This window comes from Alteromonas sp. CI.11.F.A3, from assembly GCF_032925565.1.
Classification (GTDB): domain Bacteria; phylum Pseudomonadota; class Gammaproteobacteria; order Enterobacterales; family Alteromonadaceae; genus Alteromonas.
Genome location: NZ_CP136708.1, coordinates 3,477,526 through 3,500,027, shown reverse-complemented (window position 1 = coordinate 3,500,027; position 22,502 = coordinate 3,477,526). Strand labels below are relative to the sequence as shown.

Sequence of the window (22,502 nt, the reverse complement as noted above, 5' to 3'; positions counted from 1 at the left end):
ACTTGATCCAGATCATAAACCCTCGTCAAGAAATCGCTATCATTAACTTACTAACCCTGTGAGGAGAAACACTATGTTACTAAGTATGATTTCAGATCCCGTTGTATGGGGCTCGCTTTTAGGTATCAGTATTATTATTGGAATGGGCGTGTTTTACACATACATGTTTATGCACAACAGCGCAGAGCTTGATAAGTAAGCAGGGCTTTACCCATGAGCATTGTCGCTTAGGTCAAGAAGCCTCAGTAAACAGGATTAAGTTTGCTATCGCTTATATTCTGGCGTGGGCACGTCTAGTAAAACAAGCAATGCTGCTTGTCCGCCGTATTCAAGGGGTGCTTGGTGGAATGCATTCACGTGGGGATGCTGTATTAAGTAGTGAGGAAGCGCGTTTTTTAAAACGCCTTGCCCAAACCCGTGCATTATAGAAACACAGTCTACCGACTCTTTGCGGGCGGTATAAATCAATGAGGCTATTTCGGTTTTTGCCATTTCTCGGGTCATGCCATGTAAATCGAGCAAAAACTCAGGGGAATAGTCTCCTCGTCTAAGCTGCTTTAATACGTGCGTTGGCACGCCATCTCGGCAATACCGCATAGGGCCTTCTTGTGGAAGTACGGCTTGGTACATATCTGAAAAACTGAAACTCGCCGCTACTTGTTTACTGCCTTTAAGGTGTTTAACTCCTGCCAGTTGCTTTTTCTTTTCTAGAGCAACTTTCTTATTCGGTACAATCTTGTCCTGCTCCATGGGCTTTACGCCTTGCACAGCATCAGCAAATGAGAAGGTATCTTCAATCACTTTTGGCTTCTCAGTGCCTTTTATCATGGCTTTTAGTTCTTTTTTAAATGCTTTCATTATGAACCGATGTGCAAATTAACGTGGGCGCAGGCGTTATCTTTGGGTATGATACCAGCTTTCATATTCCTGATGTACCCAAGCTCTTATGACCGACAAGTTTTACTTAGAAGAAGCCATCGAAGATTTACACAGCATACTTGATATGATTCGGTGGGCTACCAGTCGATTTAACGACGCCGCCCTCTATTTTGGTCATGGTACCGATAACGCTTGGGATGAAGCATTAAGTCTTACCATGCAAGCGCTGCACTTGCCGCATTCGTTGTCTGAGCATGTTGGCGACAGTATGTTGTCATCACGACTTACAAAAAGTGAGCGGGAAAAAATTGCTGAGCTTGTTTTAAAACGAGTTCAAACTCGTATGCCACTGCCTTACATTACTAACGAAGCTTGGTTTTGCGGTATGCCTTTTTACGTAGATGAGCGCGTGCTTATTCCTCGCTCTCCGTTTGCAGAACTGATTCAAAATAATTTTGAGCCCTTCGTTAAAGAAGCGCCGTCGCATATTTTAGATATGTGTACTGGTGGTGGCTGTATTGCGATTGCGCTTGCGCATGCGTACCCCGACTCCCAGGTTGATGCGGTAGATATAAGCGAAGATGCCCTTGAAGTGGCTGATATTAATATTCAAGAGCATCAACTCAGTCACCGTGTTTACCCCATTCATTCTGATTTATTTACTAATTTAACCGGGCAGAAGTACGATTTAATTGTATCAAACCCACCTTATGTTGATGCTGAAGACATGGCCGACTTACCTGATGAATATCATCATGAGCCGGAGCTCGCATTAGCGGCCGGTGATGACGGGTTAGAACTTGTGGATATTATGCTGCGTAAAGCACCACAATATTTAACCGACAACGGCTGGTTGTTCATTGAAGTAGGTAACAGCGAAGTGCACATGGACACTCGCTTCCCAGGCCTTGAAGTCATTTGGCTTAGCTTTGAAAATGGCGGGCAGGGGATATTTGCCGTAAACAACACAACATTAAAAAACTATTTTAACAGCAAGGATTAATTCTAGATTATGTCAGGCAACAGCTTTGGAAAACTCTTCACCGTTACCACATTTGGAGAAAGCCACGGTATCGCTATTGGTGGTGTTGTTGATGGTTGCCCTCCAGGCCTCACGTTAAGTGAAGCTGATTTACAGGGCGATTTAGACAGACGTAAGCCTGGTACATCCCGTTATACCACTGCCCGTCGTGAAGATGATGAAGTGCAGATTTTGTCTGGCGTGTTTGAAGGAAAAACCACGGGTACCAGTATTGGTTTATTGATTAAAAACAAAGACCAACGTAGCCAAGATTACTCAAATATTGCTGATCGTTTCCGTCCTGGTCATGCTGATTACACCTACGATCAAAAGTATGGTTCACGTGATTATCGCGGTGGTGGTCGCTCTTCTGCCCGTGAAACTGCGGTACGTGTTGCTGCTGGTGGTATTGCTAAAAAATATTTAAAAGAAGTACATGGCGTTGAAGTACATGGGTACCTTTCTCAATTAGGGCCTATTAGCGTTGAAAACGTTGACCATACAGTAACGAACACCAACCCTTTCTTTTGCCCCGATGAAAGCAAACTTGAAGCACTAGATGAATACATGCGCGAGCTAAAGAAATCTGGCGATAGCATTGGCGCTAAGGTTTCAGTCGTGGTTAAAAACGTTCCAGTGGGGTTGGGCGAGCCAGTATTCGATAGATTAGATGCCGACATAGCACACGCTATGATGGGTATTAACGCGGTTAAAGGCGTAGAAATTGGCGATGGCTTTGAGGTTATAAACCAAAAAGGCAGTGAGCACCGTGACACACTTTCACCCGAAGGTTTCCTATCAAACCATGCTGGTGGCGTATTAGGCGGTATTTCAACAGGACAAGATCTTGAAGTGCATATGGCACTTAAGCCAACCTCAAGTATTTCGGTGCCAGGCAAAACCATCAATAAGCAAGGCGAAGAAATTGAAATTATCACCAAAGGTCGTCACGACCCTTGCGTGGGTATTCGCGCAGTGCCTATTGCTGAAGCGATGATGGCCATTGTATTAATGGATCATTACTTACGTCACCGTGCACAAAATGCTTCTGTGGTATCGACGACTGCCCCCATCGCGGGTCAGGCTGACTAAACGATAAGAAAACGCTAGTTAAGCGCTAATAAACAGCGCGTCAGTAAAAATAGTAACAACCCAATTCATCCCCTCATACGCCACAAGTAATCTTACTTGTGGCGCTATCGCATACGGAGTTGTGCAGTGCCATTCGCTAAATTGCCTTTTGCTAACCATAAATCACTCATTGTCCTCGCGTTAACTTATTGGCTGTACTTTGGTCAACTAGGCGTTTTAGTCCCTTACTTGGGTATATTTCTCGATGGTCGTGGTTTTAGCTCTGCTGAAATAGGGGAGCTTTTCGCAGTGATAACCCTTGCCCGTATTTTAGGGCCTGGATTGTGGGCGGGCATTGCCGATAAAAAAGGTAATGCGGTAAGTGTATTGCGCCTAGGTAGCTTTCTTACGGTAGCCACCTTTTGTTCGGTATTCTTATTTGAAGGTTTTTGGGGGCTTACCCTTTCCTTTGGCTTAATGATGATGTTCTGGACTGCGGTTTTACCTCAGTTAGAGGTTATTACTATGAAGTCTGTAGTGGGAACTAAAGCCAGCTATGGGCTTATTAGGTTGTGGGGAAGTATCGGCTTTATCTGCTTAACCGTAGGCGTGGGTAAGGCCTTAGACAGCTTTTCTACTGAAACACCGGTCATCGTGAGTGTGGGCGTGTTATTGCTCTTGTTCGTGACCACGCTATTTATTCAAGCCCCGAAAGCGAGTGCCGAGAAACACACCGCTGTTGGAAGCATTTGGCAGTATGCCAAACAGCGCCCTTTTGTGGTTTTTATCTTTGCCTCAATATGCTTACAAATTAGTTTCGGTGCTTATTATGGTTTCTTTGCACTGTACATGCGCGACCTTGGCTACAGCGGTCAGCAAACGGGTTTATTCATCGCCCTAGGTGTATTGGTAGAAGTGGTTATTTTTCTTATTGCCAGTCGTTTAACTGCACGTTTTGGCGTATGGAATTTGCTGTTTGCCAGTTTGCTATTAACAGCACTGCGTTGGTATGCGTTAGCGGCAGCGGCCGATAGCATGGCGGTGATATTACTAAGCCAAGTGATTCATGCGTTAAGCTTCGGATTAACCCATGCGGTATCGGTACACTTTATTCACCAGTTTTTACCACCGGCATTCCACAGCCGAGGCCAAGCTATCTATATTAGTGTGGCCTTTGGGTTTGGTGGCGCATTTGGTAATTACATGGCAGGTCAACAATGGAACCAAGGCGCCAATGCTTATGAAACCTTTGCCACCGCCGCGGTGTTCTCAGCAATAGGGGCGGTCTCCTTGTTTTTCTGTAAGCGCAAGCAACTTATGTAAAAAGCCTTCACCGTTTAAAGCTTGTTTTATTAAAGCTTTCGTCTAAAACTACTTTACTTGCAATATGTAGCTATACTGAATTAGACGTAAAGTAATACTAGTACGAAGACAATAGACACCTTGTTGTAATAAAGAACATTATTGCAGGTCTAGTACAAGGCTAGCACAGGTGTCGACGTTAGTAGTTTTGTACTAATAAAGGAGTGCTTGCATGAATTTACGCTCTGATATGGTGTGTAATAAAAAGTTTCCCCATGCGGCTTACAGTATAGAAATTACCGGTTCTACGCTGATTAGTGAATTAAAGGGTCAGTGGTCTACTGAGATATCAAATAGCTATATTGCGGATGTTAAGCAAGAGGTTGCCTCAAGGTTTAACATGCGCTGGCTACATATCGTGTTGTTAGATAAGTGGGATTTAACCACTTTTGACGCCATGGAAAACTTCACTCAATACGGAGTATGGTGTTATGAAAATGGCGTGAAAGCGTCTTTCTATGTGTATCAAACCAACCCAGTCAAACGCTATCAATTGGCCAAAATGTTGCCCGAACGCGCCAAAGACTACGTTAGCTTTCATGTGGAAAGCATCGACGACGCGTTTCTCTACGCCTCTGAAAATGGCTTTCTTGACGAGCCTAAGCCCAACCAGGCGATTAAAACATTGAATGCCTAACATACTCATACGGTTGTATTTGCTCGTTAACGCCTTAGCGCGTTAGGCTCTAGAAGTTGGAAGTAAGAGTGTGCATTTAACTGGCGCCCCCGCGTACCAGAAGGCGCAAAGTACAATTACTTACTGGTTCGGCACTCGGCCAGTAGGGTAGGAAGGCCTGCACTGTTTTCTTGCTCAAGCCTTACATCAAACTTCCACAATCTATGAAGATGACGCATAACCTCACCTTTGGAGTTTCCTAACGGAATGCCATGTTGAGGTACGTAGCGAAGTGTCAAAGATCTATCACCTCTTACATCAACGTTATATACCTGAATATTAGGTTCTAAATTACTTAAATTATATTGGGCAGAGAGTTTTTCTCTAATAGTACGATAGCCGTTCTCATCATGAATAGCGCTCACACTCACATAGGAATTGCTCGCGTCGTCCTCCAAGGCAAATAATTTAAAATCTCGCATTAACTTAGGTGATAAAAACTGACTGATAAAACTCTCATCTTTAAAGTTATGCATAGCGAAATGTACGGTTTCAAGCCAATCTTTTCCTGCGATAGTCGGTAAGTATTCATAGTCTTCTTTGGTGGGGGATTGGCACACCCGTTTGATATCCATAAACATGGAGAACCCTAGCGCATAAGGGTTAATGCCCGAATAGTAGGGGCTGTTGTAATCGGGCTGCATCACCACACTGGAATGACTGTGCAAAAACTCCATCATAAAACGGTCGCTCACTAAGCGCTCGTCATACATTTTATTTAAAATATGGTAGTGCCAAAAACAGGCCCAGCCTTCATTCATCACTTGGGTTTGTTTTTGTGGGTAAAAGTACTGTGATACTTTTCTCACAATACGAACAAGTTCACGCTGCCAAGGCTCTAACAAAGGGGCATTTTTTTCAATGAAGTACAGCAAGTTTTCTTGCGGCTCTGAAGGGAAGCGTAGAATATCCGTGTCTTGGCTTTTAGGATTGTTCGGCAAGGTGCGCCACAGCTCATTAACTTGTGATTGCAAATAGCGAGCACGTTCTTCTTGACGCGTTTTCTCTTCCTGAAGCGATATCTTTTGGGGTCTTTTATATCTATCCACGCCGTAATTCATTAAAGCGTGACAAGAATCTAAGATATTTTCCACTTCCTCTACGCCGTGTTTTTGCTCACATTTGGAAATATACTTCTTGGCAAATACCAAGTAGTCGATAATAGAGCTGGCGTCTGTCCAAGTTTGAAAAAGATAGTTACCTTTAAAAAATGAGTTGTGACCATAGCATGCATGGGCCATCACTAGCGCTTGCATAGTAATGGTATTTTCTTCCATTAAGTACGCGATGCAAGGGTCGGAATTAATCACAATTTCATAGGCCAATCCCATTTGACCTCTGCGGTACTGTTGTTCAGTTTGAATAAACTTTTTACCAAACGACCAATGGGTATAGTTTAGTGGCATACCTATACTGGCATACGCGTCCATCATTTGTTCAGCGGTAATAACCTCAATTTGGTTAGGGTAAGTGTCTAGCTTAAAATCTTTAGCAATGCGGTCTATTTCAGTTTCATATTCGGTCAGTAACGAAAACGTCCAATCTGGGCCATCATCTAATTTATGTTTTTGACGCGCTTCACTTAAAGACATGGGCTAACCTCCTTGCGTACTTAACTGCTCAGTACGCTTAAATATTTCTCTGAATACAGGGTAAATATCATCCGGTGTTTGAATGTGCTTACATACTAAGTTGTCATAAGACTGACTTACCTTTTCGTATTCTCGCCAAAGGGTTTGGTGTTGGCGTTCGGTTATTTCAATATAGGCAAAGTAACGGGTGGCGGGTAATAGATTGTTGACTAAAAGTGAGCTACATAAAGGTGAATCATCGGCCCAGTTATCCCCATCTGACGCCTGGGCCGCGTAGATATTCCAATTACCGTCGCTAAACCTTTCTCGCACAATTTCATCCATTAGCTTTAGTGCGCTAGAAACAATAGTGCCGCCGGTTTCTTGAGAATAGAAAAACTCTTGCTCGTCGACTTCTTTCGCTTGAGTATGGTGGCGGATGTACACCACCTCTACATTTTCGTAGGTACGGGTCAAAAATAAATACAATAGAATATAAAAGCGCTTGGCCACATCTTTGGTCGCTTGATCCATAGAGCCTGAAACATCCATTAAACAAAACATTACTGCTTTGCTTGTGGGGATAGGGCGCTTATCGTAGTTTTTGAAACGTAAATCGAAGGTGTCGATAAAAGGGACTTTAGCGACTTTGGCCTTAAGTAGTGCGAGTTCTTTTTCAATTTCTTCAATGGCAAGCGCATTGTCAGAAGGCGCAGCAATTAACAAGGCTAACTGTTCTTCTAACTCTCTAATACGCTTACGAGTAGAACCGGTTAACGCTATCCGTCTTGCTACCGACCCCTTTAAAGACCGAACAATGTCTAAATTACTCGGCACACCGTCAGTCTGATACCCAGCACGATAGGTTTCATGTTGAATCACTTTATCAAACTGATTTTTCTTTAAATTAGGCAGTGCCAAATCGTCGAACAAAATATCCAAGTATTCGTCTTTTGATATGGAAAAAACAAATTCGTCTTCTCCCTCGCCGCTATTGCCGGCTTCACCATCACCAGAACCTTGCCCCGCACCACCGGGTGGGCGGTCAATTTTATCGCCTGCTATGAATTGATCATTACCGGGGTGGACGATGTCCCGCTTGCCTCCTTTTCCTGTGTGAAATACAGGTTCGGAAATATCGCGAGTAGGAATACTTACCTGCTCGCCCGAGTCTAGGTCGGTAACAGAACGTTTACCAACGGCATCGGTAACAGCACGCTTTATCTGTTGTTTATAGCGTTTAATAAAGCGCTGTCTGTTTACCGTGCTTTTGCCTTTACTGTTAAGTCTTCGGTCGATGAAATGCGCCATAACCACCTGCTTGTCATAGGGTGAACCACGAGTAAATAGCCCATTATGAGGCTTTACGAACTCGTAAATACCACTCACACAATAGTCTGACTTGCTTTTGTGTATAGCCTTTTTCCGTCATTCGATTCACAAAGTCGTCATGCTTTTTCTGTTCGTCGGCCGACCCTTTGGTATTGAACGAAATAACTGGCAGCAAATCTTCCGTGTTGGAAAACATTTTCTTTTCAATCACAGTGCGTAATTTTTCATAACTCGTCCACGATGGGTTTTTACCGCCATTGTTGGCCCGTGCGCGAAGTACGAAATTCACTATCTCATTACGGAAGTCTTTAGGGTTGCTAATTCCCGCAGGCTTTTCGGTTTTTTCAAGTTCAGCGTTTAGCGACGCGCGGTCAAAAAGTTGACCGGTTTCAGGGTCGCGATATTCTTGATCTTGGATCCAAAAATCTGCATAGGTGACATAGCGGTCAAAAAGATTCTGCCCGTATTCTGAGTAAGATTCCAAATACGCGGTTTGAATTTCTTTACCGATAAACTCAACATATTTTGGTATGAGGTAGCCTTTTAAAAATTCTAAATATTGCTCACTTAAATCAGGTGGAAATTGCTCACGCTCAATCTGTCTTTCAAGCACGTAGAACAAATGGACAGGGTTGGCAGCCACTTCTTGATGATCGAAGTTAAACACTCGGGATAATATTTTAAAGGCAAAGCGGGTGGATAGCCCTTCCATGCCTTCATCTACGCCGGCATAGTCTCGGTATTCTTGATACGACTTGGCTTTAGGGTCGGTGTCTTTTAAACTTTCGCCATCGTACACCCGCATTTTTGAGAATAAACTTGAGTTTTCTGGTTCTTTCAATCTTGAAAGCACGGTAAATTGAGCTAAGCATTCAAGGGTATCTGGCGCGCACGGTGCCCCTTTAAGTTCACTGCTATCTAGCAATTTACGGTAGATATGAATTTCTTCACTTACTCGCAAACAGTAAGGCACTTTTACAATATAGACTCGGTCTAGAAAGGCTTCATTGTTCTTGTTGTTTCTAAATGTTTGCCACTCTGATTCATTTGAGTGAGCTAAAATCAGGCCATCAAAAGGTAACGCTGAAAAGCCTTCGGTAGGGTTATAATTGCCTTCTTGGGTGGCAGTAAGCAGCGGATGTAGCACTTTGATTGGCGCCTTGAACATTTCCACAAACTCCATCAACCCCTGATTCGTTTTACACAGTGAGCCCGAGTAGCTGTAGGCATCTGGGTCATTTTGTGCGTATTGCTCTAACCGGCGAATATCTACCTTACCTACCAAGGCTGAAATATCTTGGTTGTTCTCATCGCCAGGCTCAGTTTTCGCAATACCCACTTGATCGAGCACAGAAGGGTAAACACGCACTACTTTGAATTTCGTGATGTCACCATTGTATTCATGCAAGCGCTTGCGCGCCCAGGGCGACATAATGGTCTTTAAGTAGCGTTTGGGAATGCCATATTCTTGCTCAAGTAAATGGCCGTCTTCTTTGGCGTCAAATAAGCAAAATGGATGGTCGTTTACCGGAGAGCCTTTAATGGTATAAATCGGTACGTGTTGCATAAGCTCTTTTAAACGCTCAGCTAACGACGATTTACCTCCCCCTACAGGCCCAAGTAAATAGAGAATTTGTTTCTTTTCTTCTAACCCCTGTGCGGCATGTTTTAGGTAAGAGACTATTTGTTCAATAGCTTCTTCCATACCATAAAATTCATCAAACGCGGGGTAGCGAGATATAACGCGGTTTGAAAATATGCGACTCAGTGCGGGGTCCGTCGCGGTGTCTATCATTTGAGGCTCGCCAATGGCACTTAGCAATCGTTCAGCCGCATTTGCGTATGCTGCTGCATCGTCCTTGCAAATCTCAAGGAACTCCTCAATGGTAAACTCTTCCTGCTTTCGTTCTTCGTATCGGTTTTGGTAATGTTCGAAAATACCCATAAATACCTCTTAAAAAAACGGTTGCCCGTAATTTCAGCTTAGTTGGTATTTAGAAATAGGAAACAAAAATCATAGTAAACTTTTGTATAGATGTGAAATGTTTGGTCTAACGAAAAATGGAATTTTTTCGTTTAAATAGAGTCAAATACACCCATTAGTATTACTTAAAAGTCTGTATATTATTTAATGATGGGCATAAAAAAACCCGCACAAGCGGGTTTTTAAAATTTATCTGAAAATGATTACGCGAAGTTCGCGCTAGCAAATTCCCAGTTAGCAAGTGCCCAGAAGTTTTCTAGGTACTTAGGACGCACGTTACGGTAATCGATGTAGTAAGCGTGTTCCCAAAGGTCAACAGTCAATACAGGCGTAAGCTCGTCACCAGAAATTGGTGTTTCAGCGTTACTTGTATTTACGATGTCTAGAGAACCGTCAGTAGCTTTCACTAACCAAGTCCAGCTAGATCCAAAGTTGTTCACTGCTTTGTCGTTGAATGCAGCTTGGAAGTCAGCGAATGAGCCCCATTTTGCATTGATTGCGTCAGCAAGTGCACCAGTAGGTTCGCCGCCGCCATTTGGGCTTAAGCAGTTCCAGTAGAACGTGTGGTTCCAAACTTGTGCTGCATTGTTGAAAACGCCACCTTCAGAAGACTTGATGATCTCTTCTAGGCTTTTGCTTTCCAAATCAGTACCTTCAACTAAACCGTTTAATTTAGTTACGTAAGTAGCGTGATGCTTGCCGTAGTGATAGTCCAGCGTTTCAGAAGAAATATGCGGTTCAAGTGCATTTTTTTCGTATGGTAATGCTGGTAATTCAAAAGCCATATCGGTCTCCGTGTTGGTTTAATGTTTTTAAACAACGTTAATTTAAGCTCGTAATGCCTGTTCAACGAGCCTGTATAAATACTTTATCTAAGATGCTTATTTTATAATAGCAAAAGCATGTTGTAGATGTAGGGGCAAATTTGTATAACTCAATGACAAATTTATGAAAATTCTAAAATCTTGTCTAGTTATAATAATTGCCCTGTAAATCCCTATATCGTGAATGCTCGCTGATGATGCGTATCAGCCACGTCGCAAACGATAGAAACTAGGGTACTGATAGTAAGTAATATCAGCGTAAGATATAAGATCACTTTCATCTTACCAATGCGACTAGGCTATATGAGATTATTGCCATCCACAATTGGTGTGAGCATCACAGGTTATATAAATACCTTTTTCAGATGCGGTGAGTATAAACCCCTACAAGAAACTATGATAATATTACCCTTGAATTCTACACGCTCATTCCCACTTATAGGGAATAACTTTTCCGCTGAGAGGACCTGATGGATAACACTGAAACACAATCCACCGTAGACAGAATTAAGCAACAAATTGAAGAAAACCCTATTCTTTTATATATGAAGGGTTCTCCTAAACTGCCAAGTTGTGGTTTTTCTTCACAAGCATCACAAGCACTAATGGGCTGTGGTGAACCGTTTGCGTATGTAGACATTTTGCAAAACCCAGATATTCGCGCTGAATTACCAAAGTATGCGAACTGGCCAACTTTCCCACAATTATGGGTAGACGGCGAGTTAGTAGGTGGTTGTGATATTATTATGGAAATGTTTCAACAAAACGAATTGCAGCCGTTAATTAAAGAAACGGCAGAGAAACACAAGACTGAAAAATAAGATTAGAAAGCCGGCAATTAGCCGGCTTTTTTGATTAAAAACCCGCAAAATCACACCACTTTCAATTCCCGTAAATACTAATAGACAGACCAGAAAACAAAATCCTCTATGGTCTGAAAATAAATAATTATTTTGTGCAAAAATGTTTGTTTTATAGGAGCTTACATCTTATAAAAAGCGGGTGCTGACAAGTATATGGTCAGTGTTAAAGGTATAAAATAACTATCACTCGCTGCACTTATTACGTTCATGAAAGCGTAGAGGTGACAGGGAGAAAATCCGGGAAACCACTATGAATACATCTTTGTCTTTATTGACCAAACACGTTCGAGGCGTACTTGCTGCGTCAGCGGCATTTTCTGTTATGGCCATTGCGCCAGTACATGCCCAAGAAGCGGCCGATGCTGCAGAAGCGAGCGCAGAAGATTATGAACAAATCGCTATCGTAGGTTCACGCGCAGCACCACGTTCTGTCGCTGAATCTGCAGTACCTATCGATATTATCTCTGATGAAGAATTTAAAAATCAGGGTGCCACCGATGTCGTCTCTATGATGCAAACGGTTGTTCCGTCGTTTAACGTTAACGATCAACCTATTAATGATGCATCTACCCTAGTTCGTCCTGCTAACCTTCGTGGTATGGCGTCAGATCACACCTTAGTGCTAGTAAACGGTAAGCGACGTCACCGTTCTGCTGTTATCACATTCTTAGGTGGTGGCTTGTCTGATGGTGCACAAGGCCCGGATATCTCGGTTATTCCAGCAGCAGCTTTGAAACAAATTGAAGTATTACGTGACGGTGCTGCGGCGCAGTATGGTTCAGACGCCATTGCGGGTGTTATTAACTTCGTATTAAACGATGCGTCAGAAGGCGGCTCATTTGAAGCACGCTACGGCTCGTATTATGAAGGGGACGGCGACATGATTCAGCTGTCTGGTAATATTGGTATGCCTTTATCTGACAAAGGTTTCATTAACCTTTCTGCAGAATACCGTACTGCCGATGATACTTCTCGCAGTGTTCAGCGTGATGATGCCGCAGGCCTAGTGGCTGGTGGAAATACCTTTGTTGCCGACCCTGCGCAAATTTGGGGTTCTCCTGAAATTAAACACGACTACAAACTTTTTGCTAACCTAGGGTTAGAGCTAAGTGATACCGCAGAAGCCTATATGTTTGGTAACTTCGCTGAGCGTGAAGTGGAAGGTGGTTTCTACTACCGTAACCCGCACACGCGTGGCGGTGTTTACGCGGCTGATGATGGCTCTTTGTTGGTAGGTGACTTAACTGATGACTTGTCAGGCAACTGTCCCACCGACATCATGCCTGGTGACAACGTGTTAACTAACGAACGTTACATCAATGAAGTGGCAAATAACCCTGATTGCTTCGCGTTCAACGAAATTTTACCAGGTGGTTTTACACCGCGCTTTGGTGGAACGGTTACCGATATGTCATTGGTATTTGGAACCCGTGGCGAGTTAGCGAACGACATCACTTACGATGTAAGCTTGAACTTGGGTGAAAACGAAGTTGATTTTATTATCAGCAACACTATCAACCCATCATTAGGTCCCGATACGCCCTTCGAGTTTAGCCCTGGTCGTTACACGCAGTCAGAGCAAACCCTTGACGTAGATTTCACTAAACCTTTCGAAATTGGCTTATATGAGCCGTTATTTGTAGCAAGTGGTTTCCAATACCGTCATGAAAGCTACGAGAGTTTTGCTGGTGATACCGCATCTTACGAAATTGGTCCACTAGCTTCACAAGGTTTTGGTATTGGCTCGAATGGTTTCCCTGGCTTAGCGGCAAACAGCCAAGGCCTAGTGTCGCGTCATAACATCGCGTTCTACGTAGATGCAGAAGCGTACATTACTGAAACCTTCATGTTAGCGGGTGCTATTCGTTACGAAGATTATTCAGACTTTGGTGATACTACCAAAGGTAAAGTGGCGTTCCGCTGGCAAGCACTTGAAAACATCGCCTTCCGTGGTGCTTTCTCAACAGGCTTTAAAGCGCCTACATTGGGTCAAAGCAACGTTCGTAACGTAACCACAGCGTTTGGTACTGATGGCAAGCTTATCGACCGCGCTACGCTTCCGCCTACCGATCCAGTATCACAACTTAAAGGTGGTGAGCAGCTTACTCCGGAAGAATCTGAAAGTATCACGTTTGGTGTAGTAGCAGACTTTGATAACGGTTTGTTCATTACAGCTGATTACTACAACATCGAATTGACTGACCGAATCAGTACTGCTTCAGGTATTGCGCTTACTGATGAAGATATTGCGATTTTGCTAGATCAGGGCATCAACGATGCGTCTAGCTTCACTGAAATTAGCTTCTTCACTAATGACTTCGATACGACTACCGAAGGTCTTGATGTTGTAGCTAACTACAGCATGGACATGTTTGAAGGCGAAACTAAGTTCTCGCTAGCGTATAACTGGACGTCTACTGAAGTAGATAGAGCATCTGATAATATTTCAGCTGAACGTATCCGCATGTTGGAAGATAACCTTCCGGCAGTACGCTACAGTGCAACAGCTAACCATACCAATGGTGACTGGCGCTTCCTAGCTCGCCTTAACTATTTCGGTAGCATCTATGAAGATCACCTAGATTCAGCACTACCTATCGATAAAGTAGGGTCTGAAATCACGATTGATTTGGAAATGGCTTATAACTTCACAGAAGAGCTGACTGTAACCGTGGGTGCGAAAAACGCGTTTGATGAGTACCCAGATGAAAACACGCAGTATGCAGGTATTGCAGGTTCATTGTATCCGACTACGTCTCCCATCGGCATCAATGGCGGTTTCTATTACCTGAGAGGTGTTTACACTTTCTAAAAACGGAAACCAGGTAAAAGGAGGCGTTCGCCTCCTTTTATTTCTCTAAATGCTAAAAATATAAGATTTCATCGTGCAAGAAGACCAATTAATTGGCATGATGGTTCAATAACTGTAAGCAATTTGAAACACCTGCAAAATTTTAATATGACCAGAAAGTCGACAGTCACCGAATCCTTCTTAAAATATCGCGCAAAGCTAATGCGTGCGGTGAGTACTATTGTGGGTGCCGACGATATAGAAGACATCGTTCAAGAAGCATTCATAAAAAGTTATGAAGCTGAGATGAATCAAGAGATTCGTTTTGAACGCACATACATGCTGAAAACAGCACGTAACTTAGCATTAAACCATGTTGCCAGAGCTGAAAATAAAAATAATCAGCCTATTGATGACATGGACATTTTACCCCACGAACTGGTGGGTTATAGCTTAGAAAAAAATGTAGAAAGTAAGGAACGCTTCATCCACTTTTGCCGAGCAACGGATACGTTGTCTGCGGATGTTAAGCGGGTATTTCTACTTAAAAAAGTATATGGCATGCGCCAAAAAGACATCGCAGAACTCGTTGGTTTAAGCGAGAGTACGGTAGAAAAGCATGTCGCTAAAGGATTAATGTTGTGCTCGAAATATTTAGCCGAGCTATCTAAAGATGACGCCCCCGTGCGCACATCTCGTAATGCGACTCAGGACATAAGCCGTAGTTAACATGAACAATATTCGTCAGTTTTCCAGCAAAGAAGATATCCAAGAGCAAGCCTGCTTATGGATAAGCCGTCTCGATCGTGAACTTAGCGAAGACGAAAAAACACAGCTAGATGCGTGGCTTGCCGAAAGTCCAAATCATCGTAAGGCACTGATGGAGGCCGCAAGCTTGTGGGATGACATGTCAGTACTTAACGAGTTAAGTGGATTGTTTCCTCGTCATCAGAACAAAACCGAAACCAAGGCCCATAATCGCAATAAACGACGCGTGGGTATCGTTACTCAAGCTCGCATGAGCGCAGCAGCCGCATTTTTAGTGATGGCTATTGCGGTAGGAGTTGTGGTTGACCGTGTTTGGCTTGAAGAGCCAAATGCAGTGGCGCACATGTCTGAAAAAATTGAAACCGGTATTGGTGAACAAAGAAATCTTGTGCTTTCTGATGGTTCCACATTACTGTTAAACACAAACTCGCGGGTCACCGTCGATTTTTCTGACGATGTGCGAAATATTGTCTTGCTAAAAGGCGAAGCGCATTTTGAAGTTGCGCACGATACCACGCGCCCTTTCACCGTAACCGCGGGAAATAACACGGTTACAGCGGTGGGTACTGCGTTTAACATGCAATATGTTGACGATAATGCCTTTGAGTTAGTGGTAACTGACGGAAAAGTATTAGTTAAAGACAGGTTCAGTGCATTCAGTAGTAACCAATCATTGTTTTCCAAAACACCCGTTGAAGGTGAAGGCCTGCTTATGTTTGCGGGTGAAAAAGCCACAGTTAAAGGCGATGTTGATGCCCGTGAAAGCTTATCGCAAAATGATATCGACGATGACTTAGCATGGCAGCAAGGCATGATTGTGTTTAAAGGCGAGCGCTTAGAAGCCGTGCTTGCTGAAATTGGCAGATATACACAAGTACATTTTCAGATTTCTGACGAGTCACTTAAAAGTCGCCGTGTTGCTGGCTACTTTAAAGTGGGTGATATTGATGGCTTGCTAGCGGCACTGAAAAACAGCTTTAACATTGAATACGAGAAAGTTTCTGATACCAGTATTCAGTTATCGGTTTCCCGAAGCTAGTTTAAGCCTAGTGTAGGGGGCCACTGCAGGGGCATTAAAGGGCTAATTCGCAGATAACTCGCGATTGATGGTCAAAGGCATGCTTTAAGGTTAGTGTTTGTCTTATAAAAGCAATGCGCTTGCATTACTTGGCATAAGCTTAACTATTGTGACAATATAATAAAACAAATAATAAGTACGATTTCTTATCTTGCATCATTTGCGTTCGGCCAATTTTTCTCGTGCAGTAGTGCGCAGCTATAACAGTGTGCGCAAGGCAAGTATATGCCTTGTGTTAGCCGTTTGTGCTGGTCCCATTCAAGGCACATACGCCCAAGAGCCCGAGTCTCAAGCCGGTCAACGGAGCAAACAAGAAAATGCGCCAAGCCCAATAAAGCAGTCTAATCAAACGGCCTTTCAGTTTTCAATTCCAGCCCAAGATGCCGATGACGCGCTAACAGAACTAGCAAAGCAAGCTAATACCACACTCTTATTTCCTTTCGACTTAGCGCAAACGGTTAAAACCAATTCTTTAGAGGGCAACTTCACCCTTAACGAAGCTTTATCAAAATTGCTTGATGGCACCGAGCTTGCCGTAGTAACCGACAGTGCTGGGCAAGTCAGTATTCGTTCTCGCAGTGATGTGGTTGCTCAAAATAGAAAGGACGAGGGTGAAGAGAAGGTTCAAGAAGAAGACACGAGTAATACGCTTGAGCGCATCGCCGTTGTAGGCACGAGAAACTCTCCTCGTAGTGCGGTCGACTCGCCCGTGCCACTAGATATTATTGGCTCAGAATCATTGCGTTCACAAGGCAACAGCGATGCCTTGTCGATGCTAAGTACTATGGTGCCATCTTTAAACGTAAACGATCAGCCTATTAATGATGCTACCAGTTTAGTGCGACCTGCTAATTTACGAGGTATGGCGTCAGATCACACGTTGCTGCTCGTGAACGGTAAACGCAGACATCGCTCGGCAGTCATTACCTTTCTTGGCGGTGGCTTATCTGATGGCGCACAGGGGCCGGATATTTCGGTTATCCCAGCTTATGCATTAAAGCAAATTGAAGTTTTACGAGATGGGGCTGCGGCACAATACGGTTCAGATGCCATTGCCGGCGTGATTAACTTTGTACTTGATGATAGTGATTCAGGTGGCAGCATCGCACTTAAAACGGGTACCTATTCTGAAGGTGATGGTGAGTTATTTCAGATACAGGCTAATAAAGGTTTTCGTTTAGGTGAAAACGGCTTCTTGAACGCCACGGTAGAATATCGACAGCAACAAGGCACATCACGCTCTGTTCAGCGTGATGATGCCCAAGGCCTCATCGACGCAGGCAACACATTTATAAGTAGCCCCGCGCAAATTTGGGGGGCACTAGATGTTAACGAAGACATGAAAATGTCGGTAAATGCGGGGTGGGATATTGCGCCTAACTACGAAGGATACGCGCTAGCAACTTATGCACATCGAGAAATAAGTGGTGGTTTTTACTATCGCAACCCACAAACCCGAGAAGGCGTCTTTTCTGAAACGAACGAAGAAACGGGCGAAAGTCGCTTATTAGTTGGGGATTTAGACGGTATAGGGCAGGGGATTAGCTGCCCCACTATTTTCCTTGATGATACCAATGTATTGGATAACCCCGATTATTTGCGTATTGCCGATAACACCACCGCACTTGGTGCGAATTGCTTTGCCTTTAACGAGTGGTTTCCTGGTGGGTTTACCCCACAATTTGGTGGCACAATTACTGATGCCTCAGTATTTGCTGGAGTTAAAACGGAATTAGACAATGGCTGGGCAATGGATTTGAGTGCTAGTGTAGGGTATTCAGATATTGCTTATCGGCTATCGGGTACAGTTAACCCTTCGCTAGGGCCAGACTCTCCGCTCTCTTTTACACCGGGCTCTGTGAGCCAAGTAGAGCGTACGTTTAATCTTGATTTCGCAAAGCTAATTCAATCTGTATTTGAAGAGCCAATTAGTATTGCTATGGGCGCAGAGTGGCGCAGAGAAACTTACTTTCAAAAAGCCGGCGATGATGCCTCTTATGCCGCAGGCTCGCTTGCTTTTGACCCCACCACGGGGGCGTCGCAAGGGTTCAGCATTGGTTCTAACGGATTTCCTGGTTACCAGCCTCAATCTGCAGGGCACTGGAGTAGAAGCAATTGGGCGGTGTACATAGATTTGGAGTTTTTCTTAAGTGAAGCATGGCAGTTTGGTGTAGCCACCCGCGTTGAACACTTTACTGATTTTGGCTCTACCTTTGATGGAAAGCTAAGTACGCGATATAAGGTTAACGACTTATTTGCCCTTCGAGGCTCTATCAATACGGGGTTTAAGGCGCCGACGGTAGGGCAAAGTAACGTGATTAATGTTACCACTGCTTACAGCGCAAATGGACTAGAAGACCAAGCCACATTGCCGCCCACTGATTTGATATCGCAACAGCTAGGTGCAACACCGCTCACTCCAGAGGAATCGGTCAATTTTAGTTTAGGTGTGGTGATGCACGTAAGTGATACCTTTTTCGCAACCCTCGACTATTTCAATATCCGTTTAATGGACAGGATCAGTACCACGTCGGCCATACCGCTTAGTGACGCAGACATCCAAGTGCTTAGTGCGAAGGGCCGAGACGATGCGGCGAAATACAACGCCGCCAAATTTTTCACCAATGACTTTGATACCCAAACCCAAGGTGTCGATTTAGTGGTTCACTATGACTTCATGGTACAAGATTGGAAGCAGACATTGTTGTTAGCTTACAATTGGACAGACACACAAGTAGAGCGGGTGACCTTATATCCCACTATGGTTGATGGTGAGATAACCTTAATGCCAAACCTGACAACACAGCGCATTAGAATGCTAGAAGATAACTTGCCAGCACACAGAGGCAGTTTGACGCTAGAACAGTACATTGGCGACGTTAATTTTACGTGGCGGGCAAACTACTACGGTAAATACTACGAAGACCATCTAGATGCTTCAGCGGGAATGGATATTTTTGGAAGCGACACGCTAACGGCAGATGCGCAAGTAGCATGGTTTTTTTCACCGTCGTGGCGATTTACGCTAGGTGTGCAAAATTTATTTGATACAAAACCTGATAGCAATCCATTCAGTGGGGAAGTAGGGGCTTTATATCCGCCAACATCGCCAGGGGGAATTAATGGTGCTTTCTATTATTTAGGGTTGGAATACAGTGTTGATTAACGACACACAAGTTAATTGAAATAGAAGATCAGATAAATTCTGGATAGAACGTAGGAAGGAGAAACTAGGAAAATGCCTAGGAAAAAAGGGAAGAACTAGCCTACGTTTTTAAACATAGAATCATCGATGATAGTTTGATCGATAATCTGTTGTGCCATTTGGATGCACTTGCCACACTGGGAACCCAGTTCCATATGTTCACGCAATTCACGCATGTTGCCTACGCCATTACCTTGTACTGCGGCGCGTATGCTTTTATCGGTAACGCCGTAACACATACATACAAACATAAAACACTCCAAATAAGTCTGTAAATGATAATAATTGCTATTTCATTCTAATGCAAGTGAGATTTAGTCGTATTCACACTCAAGAAATCATCAAGAAGGGTGGCCTTTGGTACGATGAGTGAATAAATCATGAAGAATTAGCGAAAGTACAGTGCTTTACCGCTTGTTATATAAGATAAAGTACCAATAAAGGAAATAGAAAACGCCCATTAATAAGACGTTTTACTAATTATTAAATATTTTAAAAAATTGGAGATATTCATGAGTGTATTAGTTGGTCGTCCAGCGCCGGATTTTACCGCTGCTGCAGTATTAGGTTCGGGTGAAATAGTTGATTCATTTTCACTCTCTGAAACCATCAAAGGCAAAAAAGCGGTACTTTTTTTCTACCCGCTAGATTTCACCTTTGTTTGCCCATCTGAACTTATTGCTTTTGATAAGCGTTTTGAAGAATTTAAAAAACGCGGCGTAGAAGTGATTGGGGTTTCTATCGATTCACAGTTTTCTCATAACGCATGGCGAAATACGCCAGTAAACGAAGGTGGCATTGGCCCAGTAAAATACACCTTGGTGGCCGATGTAAAACATGAAATCTGCCAGGCATATGATGTAGAACACCCTGAAGATGGCGTGGCATTTAGGGGGTCTTTCCTGATTGATGAAGAAGGCCAGGTCCGTCACCAAGTGATTAACGACCTTCCACTAGGCCGCAATGTAGATGAAATGCTTCGTATGGTTGATGCGCTTGCATTCCACCAAGACCATGGCGAAGTTTGCCCAGCGGGTTGGACACAAGGGAAAGCGGGTATGGATGCTTCACCAGAAGGCGTGGCTAAGTACCTTGCAGCAGAAGCTGACAAGTTATAATAGGCCGAAAGTATCTACAAAAGCCTTTAAAATAGGCATTTCGGCTTGTTAAACAGGCTTTATGCAAATCCGTTTATCCAATACTAAAACAGCGCCATTCGGCGCTGTTTTTTTCTATTGAATAGATTTTAATTTGAAGCGCTTGCCGCTAAGGCAGCATTTCAGGCGTTGCATATCAGCAAGGCTCATCAGGGCAGATAGGTTCACCTGCTAAGGGCCAGCCGCCCAGTGCTTTATAGCGATTTACCATAAAGCAAAAAAGCTCCGTGGTTTTTTGCGCATCGTATAATGCGCTGTGGGCTTCTTTTTGATCGAACTCAATGCCTGCCGCTCTGCAGGCTTTAACCAAAACAGTTTGGCCTAACGTTAAACCGGCAAGGCTGGTGGTATCAAATGATACAAACGGATGGAAAGGCGTGCGCTTAATGTTGCAGCGAGCTATGGCTGCGTTCACGAAGCTTTGATCGAAAGTGGCATTATGCGCCACAATCACCGAGCGCTGGCAATCCGCATCTTTTTGCGCTTTACGAATACCTTTGCACAACGACTTCATTGCTTCACTTTCTTCAATGGCACCGCGCAGGGCACAGTGAGGGTCGATACCGTTAAACTCTAGCGCTGCAGGTTCTAAGTTCGCGCCTTCAAAAGGGTCTACATGGTAATGAAAAGTTTGGTCGGGATAAATCAGGCCATCTTCTTCCATTTTTACCGTTACGGCAGCAATTTCAAGTAAGGCATCGGTCCCAGCGTTAAAACCGGCGGTTTCAACGTCGATAACAACAGGGAAGTAGCCCCTAAAACGATGAGGAAGGGAGTGGTGCAACTCAGACATAGTTTCTCTTAGCAGGTTCTTTGGTTACGTAACAAAGCTGTATCAACATAAAAATGCTACAAAAAGTGCTGGGATTATGGCAAGGATAACCCACGGTATCCAGCCTGAATTTCAATGTGGGGCGTAAGAAACCTGAAATGAGGGGCATAATTGATGGTATTAATGGTATAGAAGGCTAAACTTTTCTACACTAAGGACGATATATTCTGTAAGCGCCTTTTTGTTAGGTATGGTTTATCAGTTGAGTGGGTATAGTTGTGAAGCGTAAATTCGGTTTACTTATTCCGTTGTTTTTTACTACGGTCGCAAGCGGTGCTATGCGTCAGTATTCTGCTACGGTAGAAACGTCAAACTGGGAAGTGGTTGATGCATCGCGTTTGCAATGTACATTGAACCATCCTTTACCCGGCTACGGCGATGCCATGTTTACAAGCGTGGCTTCTAAACGGCTTAATATGGAATTTGAGCTAGATATGCATTTATTGCCTAACCGCTTCGATGTAGCTGCTGTTTATTCTGTACCGCCAAAGTGGATGCCAGGTGTTGCGCCTAAAACCATCGCCGATATGACATTGCGCACGCAATATAATGGCGACCTTCCACAAGACGCTGCATGGACTATGCTAAGTGAACTCGAAAAAGGTTTCTGGCCCACCATTTATTATCAAGACTGGTACAACGAATACGATAAAGTGAGTGTTGCATTAAACGCCAGTAATTTTTCGATGGTGTATAGAGACTTCGTTAAGTGTGTGTCTAACTTATTGCCTTACAACTTCGACGATATTGCCTATACGGTGTTGTCGTATCAGAAAAACAGTACCGAACTGACAAAGTATTCTCAAAAGCGCCTAACAATGATTGGGGAATACCTAAAAGAAGATAGCGATTTAGAGTTAGTCTTGCTTGATGGCTATACCGATAGTTATGGCGGGCGATGGAACAACGAACAATTATCTATACGCCGAGCCAATGAAGTAAAAAGCTACTTAACGACCATTGGCGTGCCCGATGACAGAATTCAACTGACGGGACACGGCGAGAAGCGTCATATCGCAAATAACGATACCCGAGAATCACGAGCACAAAATAGGCGGGTAGTCGTGCGTTTATCTAAATCTTAGGGT

Annotated in this window: 19 protein-coding genes; 12 read left to right on the top strand and 7 right to left on the bottom strand. The window is 43.7% G+C overall.

Annotation, left to right across the window (positions count from 1 at the left end; translation table 11 throughout):
* The first annotated feature begins 73 nt into the window (after positions 1 to 73).
* Complete coding sequence (locus R1T43_RS15105; protein ID WP_082604951.1) at positions 74 to 199, top strand: DUF3149 domain-containing protein; 126 nt, start codon at positions 74 to 76, stop codon at positions 197 to 199.
* A gap of 65 nt (positions 200 to 264) precedes the next feature.
* On the opposite strand, the gene smrB is transcribed toward R1T43_RS15105, so the two are convergent.
* On the bottom strand, positions 265 to 858 hold the full coding sequence (smrB, locus tag R1T43_RS15100) for an endonuclease SmrB (RefSeq protein ID WP_317350239.1): 594 nt from the start codon (positions 856 to 858) through the stop codon (positions 265 to 267).
* An 88-nt stretch (positions 859 to 946) separates the two neighbouring features.
* On the opposite strand from smrB, the gene prmB reads away from it, so the two are divergent.
* The 4 genes from prmB to R1T43_RS15080 all read left to right on the top strand — a co-directional run bounded on the left by prmB (position 947) and on the right by R1T43_RS15080 (position 4,970).
* Entirely contained in the window at positions 947 to 1,882 is a 936-nt protein-coding gene (gene prmB / locus R1T43_RS15095) for a 50S ribosomal protein L3 N(5)-glutamine methyltransferase (RefSeq protein WP_211071238.1), read from the top strand.
* A 9-nt stretch (positions 1,883 to 1,891) separates the two neighbouring features.
* Positions 1,892 to 2,992 (top strand): chorismate synthase, encoded by a 1,101-nt coding sequence (gene aroC / locus R1T43_RS15090; protein WP_305444896.1) that lies wholly within the window; start codon positions 1,892 to 1,894, stop codon positions 2,990 to 2,992.
* A gap of 126 nt (positions 2,993 to 3,118) precedes the next feature.
* On the top strand, positions 3,119 to 4,294 hold the full coding sequence (locus R1T43_RS15085) for an MFS transporter (RefSeq protein WP_317350238.1): 1,176 nt from the start codon (positions 3,119 to 3,121) through the stop codon (positions 4,292 to 4,294).
* 211 nt (positions 4,295 to 4,505) lie between these two features.
* A complete protein-coding gene (locus tag R1T43_RS15080) occupies positions 4,506 to 4,970 on the top strand; it encodes a hypothetical protein (protein WP_317350237.1) in 465 nt (154 codons plus the stop codon).
* A 116-nt stretch (positions 4,971 to 5,086) separates the two neighbouring features.
* Here R1T43_RS15080 and R1T43_RS15075 read toward each other — a convergent pair whose 3' ends face one another.
* The 4 genes from R1T43_RS15075 to sodB all read right to left on the bottom strand — a co-directional run bounded on the left by R1T43_RS15075 (position 5,087) and on the right by sodB (position 10,681).
* Positions 5,087 to 6,601: a SpoVR family protein gene (locus R1T43_RS15075; RefSeq protein WP_317350236.1), complete on the bottom strand. Its 1,515-nt coding sequence runs from the start codon at positions 6,599 to 6,601 to the stop codon at positions 5,087 to 5,089.
* A 3-nt stretch (positions 6,602 to 6,604) separates the two neighbouring features.
* Positions 6,605 to 7,891 (bottom strand): YeaH/YhbH family protein, encoded by a 1,287-nt coding sequence (locus R1T43_RS15070; RefSeq protein WP_317355873.1) that lies wholly within the window; start codon positions 7,889 to 7,891, stop codon positions 6,605 to 6,607.
* Positions 7,892 to 7,934: 43 nt separating this feature from the next.
* Entirely contained in the window at positions 7,935 to 9,857 is a 1,923-nt protein-coding gene (locus R1T43_RS15065; RefSeq protein ID WP_317350235.1) for a PrkA family serine protein kinase, read from the bottom strand.
* A gap of 242 nt (positions 9,858 to 10,099) precedes the next feature.
* Positions 10,100 to 10,681, bottom strand: coding sequence for a superoxide dismutase [Fe] (gene sodB / locus R1T43_RS15060; RefSeq protein WP_211071243.1), 582 nt, complete (start codon positions 10,679 to 10,681; stop codon positions 10,100 to 10,102).
* A 509-nt stretch (positions 10,682 to 11,190) separates the two neighbouring features.
* Here sodB and R1T43_RS15055 point away from each other — a divergent pair.
* The 5 genes from R1T43_RS15055 to R1T43_RS15035 all read left to right on the top strand — a co-directional run bounded on the left by R1T43_RS15055 (position 11,191) and on the right by R1T43_RS15035 (position 19,386).
* Positions 11,191 to 11,541: a Grx4 family monothiol glutaredoxin gene (locus tag R1T43_RS15055; RefSeq protein ID WP_317350234.1), complete on the top strand. Its 351-nt coding sequence runs from the start codon at positions 11,191 to 11,193 to the stop codon at positions 11,539 to 11,541.
* A gap of 292 nt (positions 11,542 to 11,833) precedes the next feature.
* Positions 11,834 to 14,395, top strand: coding sequence for a TonB-dependent receptor (locus R1T43_RS15050; protein WP_317350232.1), 2,562 nt, complete (start codon positions 11,834 to 11,836; stop codon positions 14,393 to 14,395).
* Positions 14,396 to 14,542: 147 nt separating this feature from the next.
* The gene (locus R1T43_RS15045) at positions 14,543 to 15,103 is read left to right on the top strand and encodes an RNA polymerase sigma factor (RefSeq protein ID WP_013784975.1); all 561 of its coding nucleotides are present in this window, start codon (positions 14,543 to 14,545) and stop codon (positions 15,101 to 15,103) included.
* Position 15,104: 1 nt separating this feature from the next.
* A complete protein-coding gene (locus R1T43_RS15040; RefSeq protein WP_211071245.1) occupies positions 15,105 to 16,181 on the top strand; it encodes a FecR family protein in 1,077 nt (358 codons plus the stop codon).
* 370 nt (positions 16,182 to 16,551) lie between these two features.
* Positions 16,552 to 19,386 carry a TonB-dependent receptor gene (locus R1T43_RS15035; RefSeq protein WP_317355870.1) on the top strand — a complete coding sequence of 945 codons (2,835 nt, stop codon included), beginning with the start codon at positions 16,552 to 16,554 and terminating at the stop codon, positions 19,384 to 19,386.
* Positions 19,387 to 19,481: 95 nt separating this feature from the next.
* On the opposite strand, the gene R1T43_RS15030 is transcribed toward R1T43_RS15035, so the two are convergent.
* A complete protein-coding gene (locus tag R1T43_RS15030; RefSeq protein ID WP_013784972.1) occupies positions 19,482 to 19,676 on the bottom strand; it encodes a bacterioferritin-associated ferredoxin in 195 nt (64 codons plus the stop codon).
* A gap of 261 nt (positions 19,677 to 19,937) precedes the next feature.
* Between R1T43_RS15030 and R1T43_RS15025 the strand changes: the two genes are divergently transcribed.
* Positions 19,938 to 20,543 (top strand): peroxiredoxin C, encoded by a 606-nt coding sequence (locus tag R1T43_RS15025; RefSeq protein ID WP_317350228.1) that lies wholly within the window; start codon positions 19,938 to 19,940, stop codon positions 20,541 to 20,543.
* Between the two features lie 175 nt (positions 20,544 to 20,718).
* On the opposite strand, the gene rnt is transcribed toward R1T43_RS15025, so the two are convergent.
* Positions 20,719 to 21,375, bottom strand: a complete 657-nt coding sequence (rnt, locus tag R1T43_RS15020; protein ID WP_211071248.1) for a ribonuclease T — start codon at positions 21,373 to 21,375, stop codon at positions 20,719 to 20,721.
* A gap of 317 nt (positions 21,376 to 21,692) precedes the next feature.
* Here rnt and R1T43_RS15015 point away from each other — a divergent pair, with 317 nt between their 5' ends.
* Entirely contained in the window at positions 21,693 to 22,499 is an 807-nt protein-coding gene (locus R1T43_RS15015; RefSeq protein ID WP_049791830.1) for a flagellar protein MotY, read from the top strand.
* Positions 22,500 to 22,502: the final 3 nt, after the last annotated feature.